Genomic DNA, 21,372 nt, shown 5'->3' on the forward strand with positions numbered 1-21,372 from the left:
CTTTACTGGCGGATGGCGTCCCGGCCGCTCTCCCGCCCGGCGGGGGCGAAGGCCGCCACGTGGTCCGCCACCTCTTCCCGGACGGGGTCCCGCTCCGGGCACAGGGCGGCGGCGAACACCTGGTCCACCGTCTCCACCGGGATGAACCGCAGGGCCGCACGGACCGTCTGGTCGATCTCCTCCAGGTCCCGGACGTTGTCCTTGGGGATCAGCACGGTGGTGATGCCGTTGCGGAGGGCGGCCATGGTCTTTTCCTTCAAGCCGCCGATGGGCAGCACCCGGCCTCGTAAAGTGACTTCACCTGTCATCGCTACGCCCGCCTTGATCTTCCGCTCTGTCAGAGCGGACAGCATGGCGGTGGTGACGGCGATGCCGGCGGAAGGCCCGTCCTTGGGCACGGCCCCCTCCGGGAAGTGGACGTGGATGTCCTTCGTCTTGTAGAAGTCCGCCTCGATGCCCAGCACCGCCGCCCGGCTCCGCAGGCAGGAGAGGGCCGCCTGGGCGGACTCCTTCATCACGTCCCCCAGGTTGCCGGTGAGCTCCAGCTTGCCGGAACCCTCCATGACGTTGACCTCCACCTCCAGGATCTCGCCGCCGGCCTCGGTCCACGCCAAGCCGTTCACCACGCCGATCTCCTCCCGCTCCGTGTGGAGGGACGGGGGGAAGGGCTGGCAGTCCAGGAACTTGGGCAGGTCCTCCTCTGTCACGGTGATCCGCTTGACAGCGCCCTCCAGCAGGCGCATATCCGCCTTGCGGCAGATGGCGGCCAGCCGCCGCTCCAGCTGGCGGACGCCGGACTCCCGGGTGTAGTCCCGGATGACGGCCCGGTACACGTCGTCGCTCATGCGGACGCTGCCCTTCTTCAGACCGTGCTCCGCCAGCTGCTTGGGGAACAGATGCCGCTTGGCGATCTGCAGCTTCTCCTCGTCGGTGTAGGAGTTCAGCTGGATGACCTCCATCCGGTCCAGCAGGGGTCGGGGGATGGTCTCCGTAGTGTTGGCGGTGGTGATGAACATGACACGGCTCAGGTCCACGGGGATCTCCAGGAAGTGGTCCCGGAAGGCGCTGTTCTGCTCGCTGTCCAGCACCTCCAGCAGGGCCGAGGCCGGGTCGCCCCGGTAGTCGCTGCCCAGCTTGTCGATCTCGTCCAGCAGCAGCAACGGGTTCATGGACCCGGAGCGGCTGATGGCCTCGATGATGCGGCCGGGCATGGAGCCGATGTACGTCTTGCGGTGGCCCCGGATGTCCGCCTCGTCCCGGACGCCGCCCAGGGACAGGCGGGCCAGCTTCCGGTTCAGGGCCTTGGCCACGCTGATGGCGATGGAGGTCTTGCCCACGCCCGGCGGGCCCACCAGGCAGATGATCTGCCCCTTGGCGTCCGGGTTCATCTGCCGGACGGCGATGGTCTCCAGGATGCGCTCCTTCACCTTTTCCAGGCCGAAGTGGTCGCGTTCCAGCACCTTCCGGGCCGCCTCCACGCTGACGCGTTCCTTCGTGGTGGTGTTCCAGGGCATCTCCAGGCACACGTCCAGGTAGTTGCGGATGACGGCCCCCTCAGCGGAGCCAAAGGGCTGCTTGGCCAGCTTGTTGACCTCTTTCAGCAGGTGCTTCTCCGTCTCCTCCGGCAGTCCCAGGGCCAGGATCTCCTGGCGATAGGCTTCGATCTCATCGTCCTCACCCTCGTCGGCCTCTCCCAGCTCGTTCTGGAGGACCCGGATCTGCGTGCGGAGGATCTGCTCCCGCTGGGTGCGGACCAGCTGGTCCCGGACCTTGCTCTCCATCTCATGCTCAAAGCCCAGCACATTGTTCTCCCGTGCCAGGAAACCGTTCAGCTTCCGCAGCCGGGCAAAGGGGGAGAGCTCTTCCAGGATCTCCTGTTTGTCGGTATACCGCAGGGAGATGTTCTGGGCGATGTAGTCCGCCAGGAAGCCGGGGTCCCTGCTGTCCATGACGGCGGCCACCACCTCCTCCGGCACGCCGCTGGCCTGCTCTGCGTACTCGCTGAACAAGGCATAGGTCTGCCGCAGCAGCGCCTCTGTCCTGGGGCTCTTCCGCATGGCCTCGGAGGCGGGCTCTTCCGGCACGGCCTCCACATTGGCCTGCAGGAAGGGCTCTGTCTGCCACAGGCGCCGCAGATGGGCCCGCTGGCGGCCGTCCACCACACAGCGGACGGTGGTCTGGCCCAGCCGCAGGATCTGGGAGATGTGGGCAATGGTGCCGATGGTATACAGGTCCTTCTCCTCCGGCGTATTGACGCCGATCTCCCGCTGGGTCACCAAAAAGATGTCCTGATCCCCCTCCATGGCCCGCTCCAGGGCCGCAATGGAGATCTTCCGCTCCACGTCGAAGGTCAGGCTCATATGGGGAAATACCGTCAGGCCCCGAAGGGCCAGGACGGGAAGATTCCATGTGGTCAGTTCCATGTGTTGTTCCTTTCTGAAGGGGTGGGGATGCGCAGAAGGGAGAGGCGCGGCAGCGTCCCTCCCTTCTGTCAATTAAGACGCCGACGCGGGGGTCGAAGAGCCGTGGGGCGATCTGCCCTCTCCCTTGCCGGTGTTCAATTTCACGGAATAGCTGATCTTCTGGGGGTCCCGGGTCAGCACCGGGCCGGACTTGCCCTCCGCACACTCCCGGGTGATGACGGCTTTCACCACCGTGGGATCAGAGGGGATCTCATACATCATGGGAGTCAGGATGCCCTCCATGACGGCCCGCAGGCCCCGGGCGCCGATGTTCCGCTCGATGGCCTTGTCGGCAATGGCCTCCAGCGCCTCCGGCTGGAACTCCAGGTCCACCTCATCGTATTCCATCAGCTTCTTATACTGCTTCACCAGGGCGTTCTTGGGCTCTGTCAGGATCCGGACCAGGTCCTCCCGCTTCAGCGCGTTCAGAGAGGCGATGACCGGCAGACGGCCCACCAGCTCCGGGATGATGCCGAACTTCAGCAGGTCGTGAGGCTGGACCTCATGGAGGATCCGGCTGATGTCCTTGTCCTTCTTCCCCTGGACGTTGGCGCCGAAGCCGATGGACTTCTGGTCCAGCCGCCGCTCGATGATCTTCTCCAGACCGTCGAAGGCGCCGCCGCAAATGAAGAGGATGTTCTTGGTGTTCACCTGGATGAACTCCTGGTGGGGGTGCTTCCGGCCGCCCTGGGGCGGCACGTTGGCCACGGTGCCCTCCACGATCTTCAGCAGAGCCTGCTGGACGCCCTCGCCGGACACGTCCCGGGTGATGGAGGTATTCTCGCTCTTCCGGGCGATCTTGTCGATCTCGTCCACGTAGATGATGCCGTGCTCCGCCCGCTCCACATCAAAGTCCGCGGCCTGCAGCAGACGCAGCAGGATGTTCTCCACATCGTCGCCTACGTAGCCGGCCTCCGTCAGGGTGGTGGCGTCCGCGATGGCGAAGGGCACCTTCAGGATCCGGGCCAGGGTCTGGGCAAACAGCGTCTTGCCGGAGCCGGTGGGGCCCAGCAGCAGGATGTTGCTCTTCTGGAGCTCCACGTCCTCGTCCCCGCCGAAGTAGATGCGCTTGTAGTGGTTGTACACCGCGACGGACAGGGCCACCTTGGCCTCATCCTGCCCGATGACGTACTGATCCAGCACGTCCTTGATCTCCCTGGGAGTGGGCAGCTGATCCGGCAGGTCCTCCAGCGCGCTGGAGGAGACATCGTCGAACCCATCATTCAGAATGCTCATGCACAGCTGGACACACTCATCGCAGATGCGCACGCCGGGCCCCTGGATCATCCGGTGGACCTGGCTTTCATGCTTGCCGCAGAAGGAGCACCGCAGGCCCTTCTTGCTCTCGTCACTCATGGTAATACCTCAGTTTTGGAATTTTGCGCGGAAGTTCTGCCTGGGATCCGGTCTCTTCGGCCGGGCCTGCGCAGGCTCACTTCTTGCTGGTGATGATCTTGTCGATGAGGCCGAAGTCCAGTGCCTCCTGAGCGGTCATCCAGTGGTCCCGCTCGGAGGCCGCCTTGATCTCCTCTGCCGTCTTTCCGGTGTTGTTCGCCAGGATCTCGTTCAGGTTCTTCTTGATCCGCAGGAAGTGCTCCACATCGATCTCCATGTCCGTCACCTTGCCCTGGGTGCCGGCGGAGGGCTGATGGATCATGATCTCCGCGTTGGGCAGGGCGATGCGCTTGCCCTTGGCGCCGGAGCTGAGCAGGAACGCGCCCATGCTGGCGGCCATGCCGATGCAGATGGTGGACACGTCGCACTTGACATACTGCATGGTGTCATAGATGGCCATGCCGTCCGTCACGGAGCCGCCGGGGCTGTTGATATACAGCTGGATATCCTTGTCAGGATCCTGGGCCTCCAGATACAGCAGCTGGGCCACCACCAGGCTGGCAGTGGTGGCGTTGACCTCCTCTCCCAGGAATACGATCCGGTCGTTCAGCAGACGGGAGAAGATGTCATAGGACCGCTCGCCGCGGTTGGTCTGCTCAACTACATAAGGGACTAAGCTCATTGGTAAAACCTCCTTGATTCCCGTGCCGGCCATGCGGCACGTACGACAGATCTGTTCCTCCCAAACCCGCCGCGCTCTCCCGGCGCTGGGGGCATGTATGGCAGAAGCGCCCGGCCCGCTGCGAGCCTCCGGCGCTCCTGCCCACGCGCACGCCTATCTTAATACAGGCGCTGTGCGGAAATCCGTCGAATCCATGCGGAGAGTCCTGCCTCCGGCGGGAGAACACACGCTCCCGCCCTCCGGACTTCTAGTATGCCCGGAATTATTTGGATTCAGCAGGCTCCTCGTCCTCTTTTTTCGCCGCCTTCTTGGTGGACTTCTTGGCGGGCTTCTTCTCCTCGCCGTCCTCCTCGGCCTTTTCCGCCTTCTTGCGGGTGGTCTTCTTGGCGGGCTTTTCCTCCGCGGGCTCCTCGCCCTCGGCGGTCTCCTCGGCCTTCTTGGAAGACTTCTTGGCGGTCTTCTTCTCGGGCTTGGCGGCGGTGGCACTGTCAGTCACCACAGCGATGGCCTTCTGGCTCTTCAGCTGGTCCTTCACCTGATCGGCATGGAGATACTTCTTCACGGTCTCCAGATCCATGCCGTACTGGTCGGCCATCTTCTGGAATTCGGCCTCCACCTCTTCATCGGTGGCGTCGATGTTCTCCTCCTTGATGATGGCGGCCATGGCCAGGTCCATGCGGACCTGCTTCAGAGCGGGTTCCTTTGCATCCTCGATCAGCTTGGCCTCGTCCATGCCGGTGGCCTTCATGTACTGGTCATACTGGATGCCCTGCTGGGCCAGCTGCATCTTGAAATTGTCCAGATACTGCCGGGCCTGGGCCTCCACCATGGCGTCGGGCACGTCGGCGGTGATGTTGTCCGCCACCTGCTCCATCAGAGCGTCCTCAAAGGCACGCTTGGCAGTCTCTTCCCGCTCAGCGGTGATCTTCTTCTTCAGGTCGGCCTTCAGGTCCTTCAGGGTGTCGAACTCGCTGACGTCCTTGGCGAACTCGTCGTCCAGAGCGGGGACTTCCTTCTCCTTCACCTCATGGACCTTCACCTTGAACACCACGGCCTTGCCGGCCAGGTCCTTGTGATAGTCCTCCGGGAAGGTGACATCCAGGTCTTTCTCGTCGCCGGCCTTCACGCCCACCAGCTGCTCTTCAAAGCCGGGGACAAAGGTGTGGGAACCCAGCTCCAGGCTGTAGTTCTCGCCCTTGCCGCCGTCAAAGGGCTTGCCATCCAGGAAGCCCTCGAAGTCGATGACCACGGTGTCGCCGTCCTTGGCCTCCCGTTCCACGCTCACCAGGCGGGTGTTCCGGTCGGTCAGGGTCTTCAGGCGCTCGTCCACGTCCGCGGCGGAGACCTTGACCTCCTCCTTGGGAGCGGACAGGCCCTTGTACTGGCCCAGGGTCACTTCGGGATACACGGGAGCGGTGGCCTTGAAGGTGAAGCCGTCCTTCGTCACCTGGCCCTCGATCTCCACGGTGGGATAGCCCACCACCTGGAGCTCCTGCTCCTTCACGGCGGCCTCATAGGCCTCGGGGAACGCAATATTCATGGCCTCTTCGAAAAACACCTCTGCGCCGTACATCCCCTCGATGATCTTCCGGGGGGCCTTGCCGGGGCGGAAGCCCGGTACGTTGATCTTCCGGCGCATCTTCTGATATGCCTTTTCGATGGCGGCCTCAAACTCCGCCGCACCGACCTCGATGGTCAGAACGACCTGGCTCTTTTCGATCTTTTCGCAGCTTTTCACACTCATCTTGTCTTATCCTCCGTTCATCCCCGGTCATACGCCGGTGCGAAATGGTATTTTACCATATAAAACACGAAAAAGCTATAGGTTTTTCCGTTATTCACAAATTTTTTTCGGGACAAAGCCCAGATAGTCGGCGGAGATCAGGGAAAATGTCGTCCCGTTCCGCTCCTCCTCCAGCCGCCGGCGGATGGCGTAGCCGTGAAGATGGCCGTAGCAGCACTGCTCCACCGGATAGGCCGCCAAGGTCCGCAGGATCTCCGGGCACTCGTAGCCCTGATACAGCGGCGGATAGTGGAGGAAGCAGAAGATGGGCCGTCCCTCCGCTGCCTTCAGTGACGCCTCCAGCCGCCCCACCTCCCGGTTCAGGACTTTGGCGTTGTGGGGCTTCTGGTCCTCCTCAAAAAACCAGCCCCGGGTGCCGCACAGGGCATAGTCTCCATACAGGGCACAGTTGTTGTGGAGAATATCCAGGGTGGTGAGTCCCTTCTCCGTGAAAAAGTTCTTCATCTTGGTGGCCGTGGACCACCAGTAGTCGTGGTTCCCCTTCACCAGGTACTTTTTACAGGGGAACTGGTCCAGGAAGCGGAAGTCCGCCTCCGCCTCGTTCAGGTCGATGCCCCAGGAGGTGTCTCCCGCCAGGACCAGAACATCGTCGGCGGTCAGCTGGCTCAGGGATTCCCCGATGCGTTCCGTGTAGTTCTCCCACGCGGGGCCGAACACCTCCATGGACTTGTCCGCTGTCAGGGAGAGGTGCAGGTCCCCGATGGCGTAGAGGGCCATGCGGCACCCCTCCTTTCTTTTATTGGCATCCCAATGGGGGAGATGCGCCCCCCATTCTCTTTTTGGTCTTGCCCAAAAAGAGAATGCGCCGCGCCCGGTGGAAGAGAAAAAGGCGCTGGGCGCGCTCCGGTGCAGTAGCCCTCCGCGCGCGACGGGAGGCGGCGTATCGGTGCAAGCGCCGATTTTGCCTGGCCTTCGGGCACGCTATCCCCTTCTGCGAGGTCGATACTACCGTCCCGTGACGGATGGTGCCGACCTTGTCGGGGTGGTCGTCGCATTGACCAGCTTCTCTTTTCGCTGCCGCTGGCCGGTGGTTGATGGGGCTTCTGCAACGGGCCGATGAGGGCATCGGCCCCTACGACCGCCCGGGGAGCGCGTAGCGAAGCGGAACGCGCGGAAAGAGGAGCTGGTCAGATGCGTCCTTGCAACCCGATACCGTCGGCACCCGCGCCGCGGGAATCAACTGTCAAGTCTCTGCGGCACCCCGCCGCGCCCGTCGGCCAGTCCTCGCAAACCCGCAAGCACCATCTCACGCCGACTCCCGTACAGCGCGGAGGCACGAAGGTGCCGGAGCGCGACAAAAGGCGTTCTTTTCTTTTGGACCGTGCACGGCCCGTTTTCTTTTCGGCAAGACCAAATATGGGGCCCCCGCCGCGCCCTGCGCGGTGGGGAGAGGAGGAGCAAGGGAGCGGGTGCAGCTTTCGCCGCAGGCGGAAACGGAGCTGAGCGGACTTTGCGACGACGACAATGGGGGGTGCTTCTTCCCAGCCATCGGCATGGCTGTTTCCTCCACCCAAACGGGTGGCCCCCAGGCAAGCCCTGCCTTACTTCAAAAAGTCCAGCACCACGCCGTCCATGCCCGGCTTCTCGCAGGTCAGGTCGAACCGCCGGGCCTTGCCCTTCAGGGCCGCCAGGCGCCGGGGAATAGCCGTGCCGGTGACAGCGTGCAGCTGATCCAGCAGCTCCACACCGTCGCCCGCCGGCGTCTCGCCGATGGCCCGCAGCACGTGGTCGCAGAACTTGTAGGGAGAGGCGGTGGAGACGAACACCGTCACGGTCTCATCGCCGGTGGCCCGCCGGTACTGCTCCATGACGCTGGCCGCCACGGCGGTGTGGGTGTCGATCAGATAGCCGTCCTCCTTGTAATACTTGGCGATGGCGGCGGCGGTGCCGGCCTCGTCGCAGAAGCCGCCCCAGAACTGGTCCCGGATGGCCGCCTTGATGGCGTCGGACACCTCGTATTTCCCGGTCTTGGCCAGGGCGTCCATGTAGCCCTTCACCTCCGCGTCGTTCTCGCCGGAGAGGTCGAACAGCAGCCGCTCCAGGTTGCTGGACACCAGGATGTCCATGGAGGGGCTCATGGTGGTGTGGAAGGGCCGGTTCTTGTCGTACACGCCAGTGCGGAGGAAGTCCGTCAGCACGTCGTTGCAGTTGGAGGCGCAGATCAGCTTGTGCACCGGCAGGCCCATGCGCCCCGCGTAGTAGGCCGCCAGGATGTCGCCGAAGTTGCCGGTGGGCACGCAGAAGTTGACCTTGTCACCCATGGTCAGCTTGCCGTCCCGGACCAGGTCGCAGTAGGCGGAGATATAATAGACCACCTGGGGCAGGATGCGGCCCCAGTTGATGGAGTTGGCGGAGGACAGGAAGTACCCCCGGTCCGCCAGGGTGGCCCGGATGGCCTCGTCGGAGAAAATGCGCTTCACGCCGGCCTGGGCGTCGTCAAAGTTGCCCACCACGGCGCAGACGCCGACGTTCTCGCCGTCCTGGGTGACCATCTGGGTCTCCTGGACCTTGGACACGCCGTCCTTGGGATAGAACACCAGGATCTTTGTCTGGGGCACGTCGGCAAAGCCCTCCATGGCGGCCTTGCCGGTGTCGCCGGAGGTGGCCACCAGGATGCACACCGTCTTGGCCTCCCCGGTCTTGCGGAGGGCGGCGGAGAGCAGCTGGGGCAGCATCTGCAGAGCCATGTCCTTGAAGGCGCTGGTGGGGCCGTGCCACAGCTCCAGGCAGTGGGTGGTGTCATCCACCGTGCGGACGGGGGCCACGGCGTCGGTGTCGAACTTCTCGGGGCCGTAGGCGCTCTCCGCAAAGGCCAGCAGCTCCTCATACGTGTAGTCGGTGAGATACAGGCCCATGACCTTCGCCGCCCGCTCCTGATACCGGGCGCTCACCAGACTCTCCAAAAAGGCCCGGTCGATCTGCGGGATCTCACAGGGGGTCAGCAGGCCGCCATCCCGGCTCAGTCCCATCTTGATGGCCTCCGCGGCGTCCATGCGGACGGCGGCATCCCGTGTGCTGTAGTACTTCATATCTCTTCTCTCCTTTTCAGGCAGTCGATTCACTCTGTAAACGCGTTCTCCAGATATTCCAGCCGGAGGAACCGGTGGTCCTGGTCGGTATAGACCTCCGCCACATCGAACCGGGCGGGAGCATCCTCCAGGCCGTGCTGGCTGAGATAGGCCTCCGCCGCGGTCCGGAGCCGCTCCCGCTTCCGGCGGTCCACCGCCTCCCGGGGCAGGCCCGCGAGATCTCCGCCGCGGAGCTTTACCTCCACAAAGCAGATGGTGCCGTCCCGGTCCCGGGCCACCAGATCCAGCTCTCCATACCGGCAGCGCCACTGGCTGGCCAGCAGCGCATAGCCCCGTTCCCGCAGGTATTGGGCCGTCACAGCCTCGCCCCGGTCGCCCAGGGCCTTGGTGGTGCTCATGTCCGTTTGTCCTCCCACTTTTTCAGGAACGTCTGCCGATGGGCCGGACAGGGGCCGTACTGGTCCAGCATGGCATAGTGGAGCTTCGTCCCGTAGCCCTTGTGGCGGGCGAACTGGTACTGGGGGTACTCCCGGTCCAGCACGTCGGTGACGTACCGGTCCCGGCTGACCTTTGCCAGGATGGAGGCCGCCGCGATGGAGGCGCTCTTTCCATCTCCGCCCACCAGACACAGGTGGGGTGCCGTGATGGCCACGGCGCTGCCATGGTCCCGGTTGCCGTCGATGAGGCACAGGTCCGGCGGCACAGAGAGCCCGCCGATGGCCCGGTTCATGGCCAGCATCCTGGCGTTGAGGATGTCCATCTGGTCGATCTCCTCCGCCGTCACAAAGGCGATGCTGTATGCCTCCGCCGCGGCGGTGATCTGGTCGAACAGCGCCTCCCGCTTCTTGGGCGTCAGCTTCTTGGAGTCGTTGAGACCGGGGAGATCGATCTCCCTCGGCAGGATGACGGCGGCGGCGTACACCGGCCCCGCCAGGGGCCCGGCCCCCGCCTCGTCCACGCCGCAGAGGGCGGTGCAGCCGTTGTTCCATTGTTGGCGCTCATAGGTCCAGAGGTCCATTTCCATCCTACCAATACTCCATGACGATCTTCTTACAGGAACGGCAGACCCAGGCGGGAAGCCAGGTCCGATTGTAGCGGAACGTCATCGGTCCGTCCAGCACGATGCCGCCGTCCGCCTCGATGTTCCGCTTGGTATAAAACGTACGGAGGTCCTTCTCTCCCGGCATGAAAAAGAGCCCGATGCTGTTCTTGGTGATGATGTGGCCCTTTTCCATCTCGATCCCACAGACAGGACAGTTCATAGATGCCCCTCCTTGTAAATCGCGCTTCCCCGCTTTCCGCCAGGTGATCTCAATACTCCAGAAGGATCTTCTTACAGGCCCGGCAGACATAGCCGTGTACGGTCGCGCGATCGCTCCCCTGTATATGATGGGGGCCGTCAAAAACGATCCCGCCGCGCTGTTCCACGCTGCGCTTCGTATCCCAGACCCCCACTTTTCCGCCGGGCGGCAGGAAAAACAGGCCCCGCCCCAGCTGCGTATAGAGGATCCCCCGCTCCATCTCTTTCCCGCATGACGGGCAGTTCATGGGCGCGCCTCCCTTATTCTGACGCCGTGGGCTGTTCTGTCCCTTCGGGCACTTCCAGTGTAAAGCGGCCCAGCTTGCCGGAGCGGTACTCGTCCAGCAGGATCTTGGCCATCCGCTCCGTGTCCACTTCCCCGCCGGAGATGAGGAAGCCCCGCTTTTTCCCGGCGGCCTCCAGCAGGCGGTAGCCCCAGGCCACGTCCTCCTCGCCATCCTCCCGCTCCGGCAGGGCGGGGAGCTTGTAGCCGGCCTTCAGGGCCTCCGGGTAGCTGGCGCCCAGGTACGCCATCAGGTGGCAGCCCAATGTCTCCACGTCCAGGATCTCGTCCTTCACCGCGCCGGTGTAGGCCAGGTTCAGCCCCACGCTCTGGTCCTCGAACTTGGGCCAGAGGATGCCGGGGGTGTCCAGCAGTTCCAGCCCGCGGTCGATGGGCACCCACTGCTTGGCCCGGGTGACACCGGGCCGGTCCTCGGTCTTGGCGGTCTTGCGGCCGGCGATGCGGTTGATGAAGGTGGACTTGCCCACATTGGGCACCCCCAGGATCATCACCCGCACCACCCGGTTCTGGCCCTTTTCCGCGTAGGCGCGGAGCTTGTCCGCCAGCAGGGACCGCACGGCGGCGGCGAACTGTTTGGTGCCGCTGCCCGACTTGGCGTCGCACTCCAGCACCGCGTAGCCCTTGGAACGGAACCAAGCCGCCCATCGCCTCGTGGCCTCCGGGTCCGCCTGGTCCACCCGGTTCAGCACCACCAGCCGGGGCTTGCCCGCCGTCAGCTCGTCGATATCCGGGTTGCGGCTGGACACGGGGATGCGGGCGTCCACGATCTCACACACCGCGTCAACATGTTTGATCTGTTCGGCGATCATGCGCCGGGTCTTGGTCATATGACCGGGATACCATTGAATGTTCATGCAAATTCCTCATTCCGCGGTGACCCGCGGCGTAAAACGGTCTGAAGGGTTTCCCGGCAAAGCGGCGCCGGGGGCCTGCGGGCAGTCAGCCGATCCTGTCGATCCCGCCGATGCGGCCGAAGTCCCGCTCCCCTGTGGTCTCGTCTGCCCCGGGAAACAGCAGGAACACCGCCCGTCCGATGACGTACCGGGTATCCACCGTGCCCAGGTCGCTGCTGCGGCTGTCGCTGGAGTGGTTGCGGTTGTCGCCCATAACGAAGATGGAGCCCTCCGGCACCGTCAGGGGGAACTCTGTTCCCTCCTCCACATAGGTGGGCTCGTTAATATAGTCCTCCTCCAGCAATTCGCCGTCCACATAGACGGAGCCGGAGGCGAAGTCGATGTCCACCGTCTGCCCCTCTGTGGCGATGACCCGCTTCACGATGGGCTCGGTCATGAAGGTATCCTTCCGCAGCACCACGATGTCGCCGTACTGATAGTCGTCATCCAGCAGGGAATTCAGCACCAGCAGCCGGTCCCCGTCCTGCAGGGTCGGCACCATGGAGTGGCCGTCCACCCCGATGAGCCGGACCACAAAGGTGAACAGCAGCACCACCGCCAGCACCGAGCAGACCAGCGCCTGGGTCCACTCGTACAGATCCCGGCCCTCCTCCTTTTTCCGGGAGGTCTCCTGTCCTGCCGGTTCCGTCTGCGCCTCCTGCGCTTTTTTCTTCCACATCGTTCCAAAACCTCCGTGGGCGCATCCGCCCTGTTGATGGTAAGCCCCCCGACGGAGGTCTCCCTGTTCTTCAGTCCAGCGGGCCGATCCTGCCGAAGTCCCGCTCTTCGCTGGCCGCCGTCACGCCGGGGAACAGCAGCGCCACCGCCCGGCCCAGGATCTCCCGGGTGTCCACGGGTCCCAGGTCCGGGTCCCGGCTGTCGTCGCTGTCGTTGCGGTTGTCCCCCAGGACGAACACGCAGCCCTCCGGCACAGTGACGGGGAATTCCAGCCCCTCCTCCAGATGGGTGGGTTCCCGGATATACGTCTCCTCCAGCAGCTGCCCATCCACATAGACCGTGCCGGCGTCAAAGTCGATGTCCACCGTCTGCCCCTCTGTGGCGACGATCCGCTTCACGATGGGCTCCCCATCCCGGAAATCATCTCTTTGGATGATGACGATGTCCCCGGTCTCAAATCCGCCGCACAGGGGCGCATTCAGCACCAGCAGGCAGTCCTGGTCCTGCAGCGTCTCCTGCATGGAGGGGCCGGACACCAGCACCACGCGCACCGCAAAGGTGAACAGCAGCACCACTGCCAATACCACCCCCACCAGAGCCTGTACCCACTCGTACAGCCACTGAAGGGGCACGTCGCTCCGGCTGAGCCGTTTTCCGCCCCGCAAGCCACCGCCCCCATCCCGTGAAATTCCGCAATAACGTATGCTAGTATATCAGACAGCCGCCGGAATCACAAGGGATGCGGGGAAAATTTGTTCGGCCGCGCACCGGCGGAAAAGGAAAAGAGAGGCTCTCGCCTCTCTTTTGTCCTGGATCACAGCTTTTCCTTGACCTTGGCGCCCTTGCCCACGCGGCCGCGCAGGTAGTACAGCTTGGCCCGGCGCACAGCGCCGCTGCGGACCACCTCGATCTTGTCGATGGAGGGGGAGTGCACGGGGAAGACCTTCTCCACGCCCACGCCGTAAGAGATGCGGCGGACGGTGATGGTCTCGTTGATGCCGCCGTGCTTCTTGGCGATGACGGTGCCCTCGAAGACCTGGATACGCTCACGGGAGCCTTCCTTGACCTTCACGTGCATACGGACGGTGTCGCCCACCTTGACGGGGGTCACTTCCGTTTCCAGGCGCTCTTTGTTCAGTTCCTTGATCAGATCCATGGATATTCCTCCTAAATAATAGGCGTTCATACCGCTTTTCTCAAGGCACATCAGCGCGTGCACGGCAGAGGACCACCCTTTGTAGCCGTAATAGAATACCACGGCTGGGAGGAAAATGCAAGTGTTTTTTACAGAAAATCCGCTTTTTTGCCGGTCAGCTCCCGGGCTCCGGCGGCCAGCAGTCCCGCAGCCGCCGGCAGCAGCCACAGGGATCCGCCGGTGCGGCCCATCAGCCACAGGGACAGCGCTCCCAGGGTCAGGGCCGTGAGGGCGCCGGCCCAGCGGGCGGCCCCCTCTCCGGCAGCCGGCCCTGCCAGTGCGGAGACGGCAAGTGCCAGCGCCCTCCCCCCGTCCAGGGGACGCACCGGCAGCAGGTTGAACAGGCACAGGGACAGATGGGCTCCGGCGGCCACCCAGGCGTGCCCTCTTGCCAGCAGCAGGCCGCAGAGGAGATTTACCGCCGGGCCCGCCAGCACTGCCGCCAGCTCCCCGGGATAGGAGAGGCGGGCGGCATCCGTCACCAGCTCCGCCCCGAAGATGCTGATCCGCAGGCCCAGGACCCGTCCGCCCAGCAGATACAGCACCAGCAGATGCCCCAGCTCATGGAGGAGTGCGGCGGAGAGGATCACCGCCAGCAGCTGCCAGCCGTTCACCAATGCGAACCACGCAGCCAGCAGCGCAAAGCCGCCGGAGATGTGCAGTCCCTCACACCAGCGAGACATAGTAGATCGGATTCAGGTACTGGCTGCCCTGATGGAGCTCAAAATGCAGATGAGGGCCTGTGGCCACGCCGGTCTCACCCACCTCCGCGATGGCATCCCCCTCCTTTACGGAGGCACCGGATGCAGCCAGGATCCGGCTGCAGTGGGCATACAGCGTAGAGAAGCCGCCCCCGTGGGAGACAGTGATGTATTTGCCGTAGCTGCTGCTCTCCCCCACCGCTGTCACAGTGCCGTCGGCAAAGCAGCTGATCTCTGTTCCGGCAGCGGCCGCGATGTCCAGGCCATAGTGGAACCGCTCCTCCCCCTGCACCGGGTGCTCCCGGTAGCCGAAGTCCGAGGTGAGCGTGCCCATCACCGGGGTGCAGTAGTCAAAGCCCAGCAGCGCCTGCTCCAGGCAGACGTTGTCCGGCAGATTCCGGTCCGAGTAGAGGACGTAGGCCAGCGTGGAGGCCTCCGCCCCGTCCTGGGCCGCAGTCTCAGCAGTCTCAGCTGCCGGATCTGTCCCGGCCGCCTGTCCGGTCTCCTCCGTCTCAGCCGTCGGCAGGTCCAGCCAGCCGTCGCTGCTGCCGGTGCCGATCCGGAAGGCCCGCAGGGGCTCGATGGCCGCAGGCAGCCGGAGCGCCACCGCCTCTCCCCCGGCAGGGGCCGACGCCTCCACAGCCGGAGACTCCTGCGGCTCGAACACCGCCTGGTACATATCCTGAAGGGCTACGCTCACGTCCGCCTCACCGGAGACAGCCCGCCCCACAGCGGAGAACACGCCCTGCACGTCGATGTTCTGCTCCAGCATCCCTGTGAGCCGGGCGTTCATCTGGGCCATACGCCCCGGCAGCAGCAACTTCACCGCTACCAGCAGCACGAAGATGCTGCCGCATGCCACCAGCTGGGCCAGGCGCCGCTTTTCCCCGAAAGACAGCGTCTCCCGCTTGCCCCGCTGGCCCCGACGGGGTGCGGCCGGAGCGCTTCTCTGCCGTCTCTCTGCTGTCCTGTGCTGAGACGAGACGGTGCTGATCCGCCGCCCCGCATGCCGTGCCGCCATAACACTCCCTCCCCCTGTTGGGATCTATTCCAGACTCTATGCGGCGGGAAGGCGGGATATGACGCGGAAGCGGGACATCCCTTTAAAAAACGCCGCCGGGAGGGATCTCCCGGCGGTCGTCTGAAGCTGTGCTGTCTCCCGTCACTCGGCCAGCAGATCCACCATCACGTCAGAGATGGCGGGGGCCTGGTCGATGAGCCCCTGGTCCAGCAGCCAGTCGATGTTCTCCTGCCAGCACGCCTCGCTCTGGGACAGGAAGGCGGCGTCGGCGGTCTCCATCATGGGCAGCAGGGTGTTGAGGCTCTCAGTCTCCACCGTTTCGGACAAGGGGAAGTTCTCCTCGTTCTGGTTGTCCAGCAAGGTCCGGAGGGCGGCGGCGGGATCTGCCTTCACGTCCTCAAATCCCTTGGCACTGGCCCGCAGGAAGGCCCGCAGCATGTCCGCATCATTTTCGATGGTGTCGTCGCTGGCCAGGAACACGCCCTCGTAATAGGTGGGCACGCCGTAGTCGTCCAGCTCGAACCAGTTGACGTCAAAGCCCTCTTCCTCCATCTGGGGCACCTCGTGGTTCACCAGGCAGCCGATGGTGGCATCCACGTTGCCCGTGGTCATGGAGCTCATCAGGTCAAAGCCCACGTCGATCATCTCCACGTCGCTGGAGTCCGCCCCCACATAGGCCATGATGGAGCGGATCAGGGCCTCGGACAGCTCCGTGCCCGCATAGCCGATGGTCTTGCCCACCAGGTCCTCCGGGGAGGTGATGTCCTTCTCCGCCAGGGAAAGAACGATGTTCAGCGGCCCCTGGACCACCGCGCCGATGGACTTCACCGGCACGTCCTGGTTGGCCCGGGCGATGATCACGTCCTGCTGGTAGTACAGGCCGATCTCCGCCTGTCCGGCAGCCACCAGGCTCATGGCGTCATTGGCGTTGGAGGGGAACTGGACGTTGACCTTCAGCCCCTCCTCTTCATAGTAGCCCTTGGCGATGGCATCGTAGATGAAGGTGTGGAGGGCGTTGGGGTACCAGTCCAGCACCACGCTGATCTCCCGCAGGCCGTCGTCCCCGGCGTCCCCGGAGGCGCTGTCCGTGTCTCCGGTGCTTCCGCCGGAGCAGCCGCTCAGCAGCATCAGGGCCGCCAGCAGCAGGGCAAGTGTCTTTTTCATAGTCTGTATCCTTTCTGTATGGTTTGTATGGGAAGCGGACGTCAGGACTCCCCTCTCCAGCGGACGAACCGCTTCTCCAGCAGGTTCACCACTGCCACCGCCAGGATGGCCGCCACGCTCAGCAGCACGATGGGGGCGAACACCCCGGCGCCGTCCAGCTGGGTCATCATCCGGCGGGAGAAGTACCCAAGGCCGCTCTTGGCCCCCAGCCATTCGCCGATAGCCGCGCCGATGATGCTCATGGGCACCGCCATCTTGATGGCGGAGAAGAAGTAGGGCAGGGCGCAGGGCACCTTGATCTTGAGGAAGATATCCCGCTTTGCAGCGCCATAGGTCTGCAGCAGCTCCGCCATCTCCGTCTTGGCGGAGCGGAGCCCGTCGTACACCGTGATGGTGATGGGGAAAAAGGTGATGAGCACCGTCACCAGCACCTTGCTCCAGATGCCGTAGCCGAACCACAGCACGAAGAGGGGCGCAATGGCGGTGGTGGGGATGGTCTGGGACACCACCACAATGGGGTAGATCATCCGCCGCACCATGTCGCTGCCGTCCATCACCACCGCCAGCGCCAGCCCCAGCACCAGGGAGATCCCCAGGCCGATGGCGGTCACCAGCATGGTGGCGGGCAGGTGGACGGTGAAAAGAGGCACCCGCAGCTCCCACAGCTTGGCCAGGATCTGGGTGGGAGACGGCAGGATGTAGGCGGCGTCCATGCCCATGGCCCCCGCCTGCCAGAGGATCAGCAGGGCAAACAGGAAGATCAGGGCCGGGAGGTTGGCCTTGCAGGCTTGCTTCATACCGTCACCTGCTTTCGAAGAAGGTCGATAAGGTGCTCCTTCAGCTCCACCATCTCCGGCAGCTTCAGGCTGGACCGGTCTCGGGGAAAGGCCGCGGGCACCGGGATCTCCGCCAGTTCCCGGATAGGGGGGTGCTCCACCACCAGCACGCTCTCGGAGAGGAACAGGGCCTCCTCCACATCGTGGGTGATGAAGAGGATGGTCTTTTGGTGCCTGCGCCACTGGTCCACCAGCCACTCCTGCATGGAGATGCGGGTGAGGAAGTCCAGGGCGGAGAAGGGCTCGTCCAGCAGCAGCAGGTCACAGCCCGTCAGCATGGTGCGGGCAAAGGCCGCCCGCTGCCGCATGCCGCCGGAGAGCTCGTGAGGCATCTTGTCCAGGCAGCCGGAAAGGCCCACGTCACGAAGGGCCGCCTCCGCCCGGTCCCGGCGCTCCGCCTTGGAAAGGCCCCCCTGGATCTCCAAGGGCAGGGCCACGTTCTCCCCCACGGTCCGCCAGGGGAACAGCAGGTCCTTTTGGGGCATATAGCCGCAGTAGCGCTTCCGCCCCACGATGGACTGCCCCTCCACCAGGATGGTGCCGCCCTTGGGCTGCAGCAGACCGTTGGTCATGCGGAAGATGGTGCTCTTGCCGCAGCCGCTGATGCCGATGATACAGTGGAAGGAGCCCGGCGCCACGGAAAAGCTCAGGCGGTCGATGATGTCAAAGTCCTCACTGGGATACTGGTAGGAGACCTCTTGAAATTCCAGCATGTGCATGGCTCACCGCTCCAGGGTCCAGGCCATCTCCCAGAAGCCCAGCTCGTACCGGCTGCAGTTGACGAAGATCTCCTCCAGCCGCCGGTACTCCGCCTCGGTGCAGCCCTCCGCCAGCTGGTCCATCAGCTCCACCAGGGCGTCGTTGGTCTTTTGGTAGTCCTCTCCTGCGTAGCTGCGGATCCACTCGCCGTAGAAGGGGTGGTCCGCCGCGCCGGGGATGGCGGCCAGGCGCTGGCCGATCTCCGCGTAGCTCCAGGAGCAGGAGAGAATGGCGGCGATGATCTCCGCCGGGCCGCCGGCGGCGGCACAGGAGAGCATATAGTGGGTGTAGGACAGGTTGGACAGGGCCGGCTGCACGGCGAACACCTGCTCCTCCGTGATGCCCAGGCGGGCCATGTAAGCCCGGTGGACCTTCATCTCGCCTCCCAGGATGGCGTCCACGTTGGCGGAGAAGGTCCGCATCAGCTCCGGGTCCCGGGCCTTCACCACGCCGTAGGCGAACACCCGGGCGTAGTCGAACAGGTACAGGTAGTCCTGCAGCAGGAACCACTGGAACTTCTCCAGGTCCAGGCTGCCGTCGCCGATGCCCCGGACGAATGGGTGGGCGTGGCACTGCTCCCAGATGGGGTGGGCGGCCTCGTACAGCCGCTGGGTGGTCTTCATCTCACATTCCTCCAATTCCTTGGCCGAAGAGCCGTTCCGGCCATGCAAAAAAAGCGGGGCGTCCCTGTGGGACACCCCGCCGCCAGCTCTGTTCCTCTCCACACGAGAGCGATCCCGTGCGGCTTTTGCGCCGCGTCCCTACGTTGGCATTACCCAAATCAGGTCAGGTCGAGGGACTTGCCCCTCCTCTCAGCCCCCTCGCGGGAGCTCCCTTGCACAGCCTATTGTAAAAGCTCGTTTTCCGTTTGTCAATCAAAATTTCTCCGGCAGTCCCCGTTAGGCCAGATGCCGCCGGATCTCCTGCCAGGAGGGCAGGGATGCGATGGCCCCCTTGCTCTGGACACAGAGCCAGCCGCCCACGTTGCCGTAGGTCATGGCCTCCCGGATCAGCGGCTCCGTCAGCTCCTCCGCCCGGGTGACGCCCCGGAAGCGCAGCAGCGACAAAAACGCGCCCCAGAAGGCGTCCCCCGCGCCGGTGGTGTCCGCGCAGCGGGCCGGACGGCCGGGCACCCGGATCTCCCGGCCCCGGAAATACCCCCGGGCGCCGCCGCTGCCCAGGGTCTCCACCACCAGCGTCAGTCCGTACCGCTCCATCAGGGCGGGCAGGGCATCCTCCCCGCCGAAGAGGACCGTCTCCTCCCGGGCGATCTTCAGCAGATCCACATCCGGCAGGATCTCCCCGACCTTTGCAGCACAGGCCGTCATGCCGCCGGGCCACATCATGTCCCGGTAATTCACATCAAAGGTCACCAGCTTGTCCAACTGCCGGCCCAGCCGCAGAGCCCGCACCGTAGCCTCCGCCGCCGGAGAGGCGGAGAGCGAGCAGGACCCGGCGTGGACGATGACCGCCTCCCGGATATCCGACTCCTTCACGTCCGACTCCCGCAGGAACATGTCGGCGCCGGGCTTCCGGGCAAAGGTGAAGCTGCGCTCCCCTGTCTCCGTCAGCGTGACAAAAGCCATGGTGGTCACTGCCTCGTCACACAGCTCCGTCCGCAGGGCCCGCACACCATTTTGGCGCAGCGTGTCCAGCAGAAAGCGGCCGAAGTCGTCATTGCCCACCGAGCAGCAGAGGCCCGTGTCCAGTCCGCACCGGGCGGCGGCGATGGCCAGATTGGCGGGAGCGCCGCCGGCGTTGCGCAGGTAACTCCCGGGCACGTCCCCCGGGATAAAATCGATCAGCATTTCCCCAATGCTGTAGAGGTCCAACCGAGTTCCCTCCCCTTCCTTCCGCCCCGGCGCCGACGGGGCGGACCATTTCACAGTATGTTCATTAAACCATGTAATTGATTTTATGTCAATCGTTTACCTGCCTTGTTTTCCCGTTGAAAGCCCGGAGAATTTCGCCAGATTGACGGTCCGCCGCTGCGCAAAAAAGCCGCCCCCGAAGAGGGCGGCCGCCGCGCCGCCGCGGTCTCACCGCATCAGCGCAGCAAAGAGCGTCAGTACGCCGTAGACCACCGGCTGGTGGATCATGTACACCGGAAGCGACCATCGGCCAAGGGCACACAGCGGTCGGCACCGGAGGATGTCCGGATCCGCCCGCTCCAGCGCCGGAGCACAGAGCCGATGGAGAAAGTACCCCGCCAGAAAGAGGAACAGCCAGGGGAGCAGCGAGAAGTAGTCGGTGGAGAAAAAGCCCGGCCCGGGAAACCCCAGATACGCCGTCAGATCGTTCCGGTACAGCTCCGCCGGCACCGTGCCCAGCACCAGTCCCTCAACCCCCAGGGTCCCCCGGTTCACATTCCGCAGCAGGGCAAAGAGCGCCGCGCTGACCGCCAGACCCGCTCCTGCCGGCACATACCGCAGTCCCCTTTCCAGGGGGATCAGCAGCAGCATGCAGGACCCGATCAGCGTCAGCACGCCGAACCAGATCTGCTCGTCCGGCATGAAAATCACCGTCACCAGCGTGATGATCCAGCCGCAGGCAAACACCGTCAGCCCCCGGCGGAGGGGACGCCGTCCCATGGGCCAGCAGAAGCCGGACAACAGGATGAACGTCCAGCAGATGCTCTGCTGCCAGATGTACGCGCCGGTGCCCCGGTACCAGCTCCAGTCCATGCCGAACAGATACACCAGATCCCAGCAGGTGTGATAGGCGATCATGCTCAGCAGGTTCAGTCCCCGCAGCGCGTCCAGCGCGGCGATCCGGCGCTGCGGTCTCCGAAGCACCGCCGCAGTCCCGCCGTAGTCCACAGCGTCTCCCCCCTTCCTCACAGGTGCCGTTTTCTCGCAGGGCCGCTTCCGCCCCGTCAGTAATCCGCCAGCGGCGGCCACGATTTGGAGGGGATCAGCGCCGCCAAAACGACCATCTTTTTCTCTCCGGCGTTTTTCCAGCGGTGCGGCTTGGACGAGTCAATGTAAAGGGAATCCCCCTCTTGCAGCGTGTAAGTTTTTCCGTTCCACGTCTCTGAACATACGATTTTGTTTATCATAGCAGGTTCCGGCGGAGATTGTCAATTGTCGGATATCCTTCATGCCGTCATCTTTGTCATCCGCACCGTCTCTGTTTTCCTCCGTCAAAATCTGCGGCCAGGCCGGATCCCAAGCACATTTTCGGGAGACAGCCTCTTACCCTCAGGAACA

General features: G+C 64.2%; 23 protein-coding genes. All 23 read right to left on the bottom strand.

Annotated features, from left to right (window positions below; all coding sequences use genetic code 11):
* Window positions 1-2 precede the first annotated feature (2 nt).
* Complete coding sequence (lon, locus tag H9X91_RS00330; RefSeq protein ID WP_204801396.1) at window positions 3-2,423, bottom strand: endopeptidase La; 2,421 nt, start codon at window positions 2,421-2,423, stop codon at window positions 3-5.
* A 72-nt stretch (window positions 2,424-2,495) separates the two neighbouring features.
* Window positions 2,496-3,818 (bottom strand): ATP-dependent Clp protease ATP-binding subunit ClpX, encoded by a 1,323-nt coding sequence (gene clpX / locus H9X91_RS00335; RefSeq protein ID WP_207754304.1) that lies wholly within the window; start codon window positions 3,816-3,818, stop codon window positions 2,496-2,498.
* 76 nt (window positions 3,819-3,894) lie between these two features.
* A complete protein-coding gene (locus H9X91_RS00340) occupies window positions 3,895-4,479 on the bottom strand; it encodes an ATP-dependent Clp protease proteolytic subunit (RefSeq protein WP_204801398.1) in 585 nt (194 codons plus the stop codon).
* Window positions 4,480-4,741: 262 nt separating this feature from the next.
* Window positions 4,742-6,223, bottom strand: a complete 1,482-nt coding sequence (gene tig, locus H9X91_RS00345) for a trigger factor (protein WP_204801400.1) — start codon at window positions 6,221-6,223, stop codon at window positions 4,742-4,744.
* A gap of 90 nt (window positions 6,224-6,313) precedes the next feature.
* A complete protein-coding gene (locus tag H9X91_RS00350) occupies window positions 6,314-7,000 on the bottom strand; it encodes a metallophosphoesterase (protein ID WP_204801403.1) in 687 nt (228 codons plus the stop codon).
* 824 nt (window positions 7,001-7,824) lie between these two features.
* Window positions 7,825-9,312: a threonine synthase gene (gene thrC / locus H9X91_RS00355; protein WP_204801405.1), complete on the bottom strand. Its 1,488-nt coding sequence runs from the start codon at window positions 9,310-9,312 to the stop codon at window positions 7,825-7,827.
* 29 nt (window positions 9,313-9,341) lie between these two features.
* Window positions 9,342-9,710, bottom strand: a complete 369-nt coding sequence (locus H9X91_RS00360; protein WP_204801407.1) for a YraN family protein — start codon at window positions 9,708-9,710, stop codon at window positions 9,342-9,344.
* The gene (locus H9X91_RS00365; protein ID WP_204802081.1) at window positions 9,707-10,330 is read right to left on the bottom strand and encodes a ribonuclease HII; all 624 of its coding nucleotides are present in this window, start codon (window positions 10,328-10,330) and stop codon (window positions 9,707-9,709) included. Before H9X91_RS00365 ends, H9X91_RS00360 begins: the two co-directional genes overlap by 4 nt.
* Before the next feature lie 7 nt (window positions 10,331-10,337).
* Window positions 10,338-10,574, bottom strand: a complete 237-nt coding sequence (locus H9X91_RS00370; protein ID WP_204801409.1) for a PF20097 family protein — start codon at window positions 10,572-10,574, stop codon at window positions 10,338-10,340.
* A 49-nt stretch (window positions 10,575-10,623) separates the two neighbouring features.
* Window positions 10,624-10,860 carry a PF20097 family protein gene (locus H9X91_RS00375; protein WP_204801411.1) on the bottom strand — a complete coding sequence of 79 codons (237 nt, stop codon included), beginning with the start codon at window positions 10,858-10,860 and terminating at the stop codon, window positions 10,624-10,626.
* A gap of 13 nt (window positions 10,861-10,873) precedes the next feature.
* The gene (gene ylqF, locus H9X91_RS00380; RefSeq protein WP_204801413.1) at window positions 10,874-11,770 is read right to left on the bottom strand and encodes a ribosome biogenesis GTPase YlqF; all 897 of its coding nucleotides are present in this window, start codon (window positions 11,768-11,770) and stop codon (window positions 10,874-10,876) included.
* Between the two features lie 85 nt (window positions 11,771-11,855).
* Complete coding sequence (lepB, locus tag H9X91_RS00385) at window positions 11,856-12,488, bottom strand: signal peptidase I (protein WP_204801415.1); 633 nt, start codon at window positions 12,486-12,488, stop codon at window positions 11,856-11,858.
* 70 nt (window positions 12,489-12,558) lie between these two features.
* A complete protein-coding gene (gene lepB, locus H9X91_RS00390) occupies window positions 12,559-13,152 on the bottom strand; it encodes a signal peptidase I (protein ID WP_204801417.1) in 594 nt (197 codons plus the stop codon).
* Window positions 13,153-13,301: 149 nt separating this feature from the next.
* Window positions 13,302-13,643 (bottom strand): 50S ribosomal protein L19, encoded by a 342-nt coding sequence (gene rplS / locus H9X91_RS00395; RefSeq protein ID WP_204801419.1) that lies wholly within the window; start codon window positions 13,641-13,643, stop codon window positions 13,302-13,304.
* Between the two features lie 128 nt (window positions 13,644-13,771).
* Complete coding sequence (locus tag H9X91_RS00400; RefSeq protein WP_204801421.1) at window positions 13,772-14,365, bottom strand: zinc metalloprotease; 594 nt, start codon at window positions 14,363-14,365, stop codon at window positions 13,772-13,774.
* Window positions 14,349-15,404, bottom strand: a complete 1,056-nt coding sequence (locus H9X91_RS00405; protein WP_204801423.1) for a M23 family metallopeptidase — start codon at window positions 15,402-15,404, stop codon at window positions 14,349-14,351. The genes H9X91_RS00400 and H9X91_RS00405 overlap by 17 nt, the downstream gene beginning before the upstream one ends.
* 141 nt (window positions 15,405-15,545) lie before the next feature.
* Window positions 15,546-16,568 carry an ABC transporter substrate-binding protein gene (locus H9X91_RS00410; protein WP_204801425.1) on the bottom strand — a complete coding sequence of 341 codons (1,023 nt, stop codon included), beginning with the start codon at window positions 16,566-16,568 and terminating at the stop codon, window positions 15,546-15,548.
* 41 nt (window positions 16,569-16,609) lie between these two features.
* Window positions 16,610-17,365: an ABC transporter permease gene (locus H9X91_RS00415; protein ID WP_204801427.1), complete on the bottom strand. Its 756-nt coding sequence runs from the start codon at window positions 17,363-17,365 to the stop codon at window positions 16,610-16,612.
* A complete protein-coding gene (locus tag H9X91_RS00420) occupies window positions 17,362-18,117 on the bottom strand; it encodes an ABC transporter ATP-binding protein (protein WP_204801429.1) in 756 nt (251 codons plus the stop codon). Before H9X91_RS00420 ends, H9X91_RS00415 begins: the two co-directional genes overlap by 4 nt.
* A 9-nt stretch (window positions 18,118-18,126) precedes the next feature.
* Window positions 18,127-18,786 (bottom strand): thiaminase II, encoded by a 660-nt coding sequence (tenA, locus tag H9X91_RS00425; RefSeq protein ID WP_204801431.1) that lies wholly within the window; start codon window positions 18,784-18,786, stop codon window positions 18,127-18,129.
* A gap of 276 nt (window positions 18,787-19,062) precedes the next feature.
* Window positions 19,063-19,995 (bottom strand): carbohydrate kinase family protein, encoded by a 933-nt coding sequence (locus H9X91_RS00430; protein WP_204801433.1) that lies wholly within the window; start codon window positions 19,993-19,995, stop codon window positions 19,063-19,065.
* Window positions 19,996-20,202: 207 nt separating this feature from the next.
* Window positions 20,203-21,003 carry a heparan-alpha-glucosaminide N-acetyltransferase gene (locus tag H9X91_RS00435; RefSeq protein WP_338111891.1) on the bottom strand — a complete coding sequence of 267 codons (801 nt, stop codon included), beginning with the start codon at window positions 21,001-21,003 and terminating at the stop codon, window positions 20,203-20,205.
* A gap of 35 nt (window positions 21,004-21,038) precedes the next feature.
* Window positions 21,039-21,221, bottom strand: a complete 183-nt coding sequence (locus H9X91_RS14765; protein ID WP_204801435.1) for a cupin domain-containing protein — start codon at window positions 21,219-21,221, stop codon at window positions 21,039-21,041.
* Window positions 21,222-21,372: the final 151 nt, after the last annotated feature.

Source organism: Oscillibacter valericigenes (assembly GCF_016902445.1).
Taxonomy (GTDB): domain Bacteria; phylum Bacillota; class Clostridia; order Oscillospirales; family Oscillospiraceae; genus Oscillibacter; species Oscillibacter avistercoris.

What these genes read in the sequence shown, in the direction of transcription:
- lon (WP_204801396.1), bottom strand. Translation starts at nt 2,423, where the DNA reads ATGGAACTGACCACATGGAATCTTCCCGTCCTGGCCCTTCGGGGCCTG.
- clpX (WP_207754304.1), bottom strand. Translation starts at nt 3,818, where the DNA reads ATGAGTGACGAGAGCAAGAAGGGCCTGCGGTGCTCCTTCTGCGGCAAG.
- H9X91_RS00340 (WP_204801398.1), bottom strand. Translation starts at nt 4,479, where the DNA reads ATGAGCTTAGTCCCTTATGTAGTTGAGCAGACCAACCGCGGCGAGCGG.
- tig (WP_204801400.1), bottom strand. Translation starts at nt 6,223, where the DNA reads ATGAGTGTGAAAAGCTGCGAAAAGATCGAAAAGAGCCAGGTCGTTCTG.
- H9X91_RS00350 (WP_204801403.1), bottom strand. Translation starts at nt 7,000, where the DNA reads ATGGCCCTCTACGCCATCGGGGACCTGCACCTCTCCCTGACAGCGGAC.
- thrC (WP_204801405.1), bottom strand. Translation starts at nt 9,312, where the DNA reads ATGAAGTACTACAGCACACGGGATGCCGCCGTCCGCATGGACGCCGCG.
- H9X91_RS00360 (WP_204801407.1), bottom strand. Translation starts at nt 9,710, where the DNA reads ATGAGCACCACCAAGGCCCTGGGCGACCGGGGCGAGGCTGTGACGGCC.
- H9X91_RS00365 (WP_204802081.1), bottom strand. Translation starts at nt 10,330, where the DNA reads ATGGACCTCTGGACCTATGAGCGCCAACAATGGAACAACGGCTGCACC.
- H9X91_RS00370 (WP_204801409.1), bottom strand. Translation starts at nt 10,574, where the DNA reads ATGAACTGTCCTGTCTGTGGGATCGAGATGGAAAAGGGCCACATCATC.
- H9X91_RS00375 (WP_204801411.1), bottom strand. Translation starts at nt 10,860, where the DNA reads ATGAACTGCCCGTCATGCGGGAAAGAGATGGAGCGGGGGATCCTCTAT.
- ylqF (WP_204801413.1), bottom strand. Translation starts at nt 11,770, where the DNA reads ATGAACATTCAATGGTATCCCGGTCATATGACCAAGACCCGGCGCATG.
- lepB (WP_204801415.1), bottom strand. Translation starts at nt 12,488, where the DNA reads ATGTGGAAGAAAAAAGCGCAGGAGGCGCAGACGGAACCGGCAGGACAG.
- rplS (WP_204801419.1), bottom strand. Translation starts at nt 13,643, where the DNA reads ATGGATCTGATCAAGGAACTGAACAAAGAGCGCCTGGAAACGGAAGTG.
- H9X91_RS00400 (WP_204801421.1), bottom strand. Translation starts at nt 14,365, where the DNA reads ATGTCTCGCTGGTGTGAGGGACTGCACATCTCCGGCGGCTTTGCGCTG.
- H9X91_RS00405 (WP_204801423.1), bottom strand. Translation starts at nt 15,404, where the DNA reads ATGGCGGCACGGCATGCGGGGCGGCGGATCAGCACCGTCTCGTCTCAG.
- H9X91_RS00410 (WP_204801425.1), bottom strand. Translation starts at nt 16,568, where the DNA reads ATGAAAAAGACACTTGCCCTGCTGCTGGCGGCCCTGATGCTGCTGAGC.
- H9X91_RS00415 (WP_204801427.1), bottom strand. Translation starts at nt 17,365, where the DNA reads ATGAAGCAAGCCTGCAAGGCCAACCTCCCGGCCCTGATCTTCCTGTTT.
- H9X91_RS00420 (WP_204801429.1), bottom strand. Translation starts at nt 18,117, where the DNA reads ATGCTGGAATTTCAAGAGGTCTCCTACCAGTATCCCAGTGAGGACTTT.
- tenA (WP_204801431.1), bottom strand. Translation starts at nt 18,786, where the DNA reads ATGAAGACCACCCAGCGGCTGTACGAGGCCGCCCACCCCATCTGGGAG.
- H9X91_RS14765 (WP_204801435.1), bottom strand. Translation starts at nt 21,221, where the DNA reads ATGATAAACAAAATCGTATGTTCAGAGACGTGGAACGGAAAAACTTAC.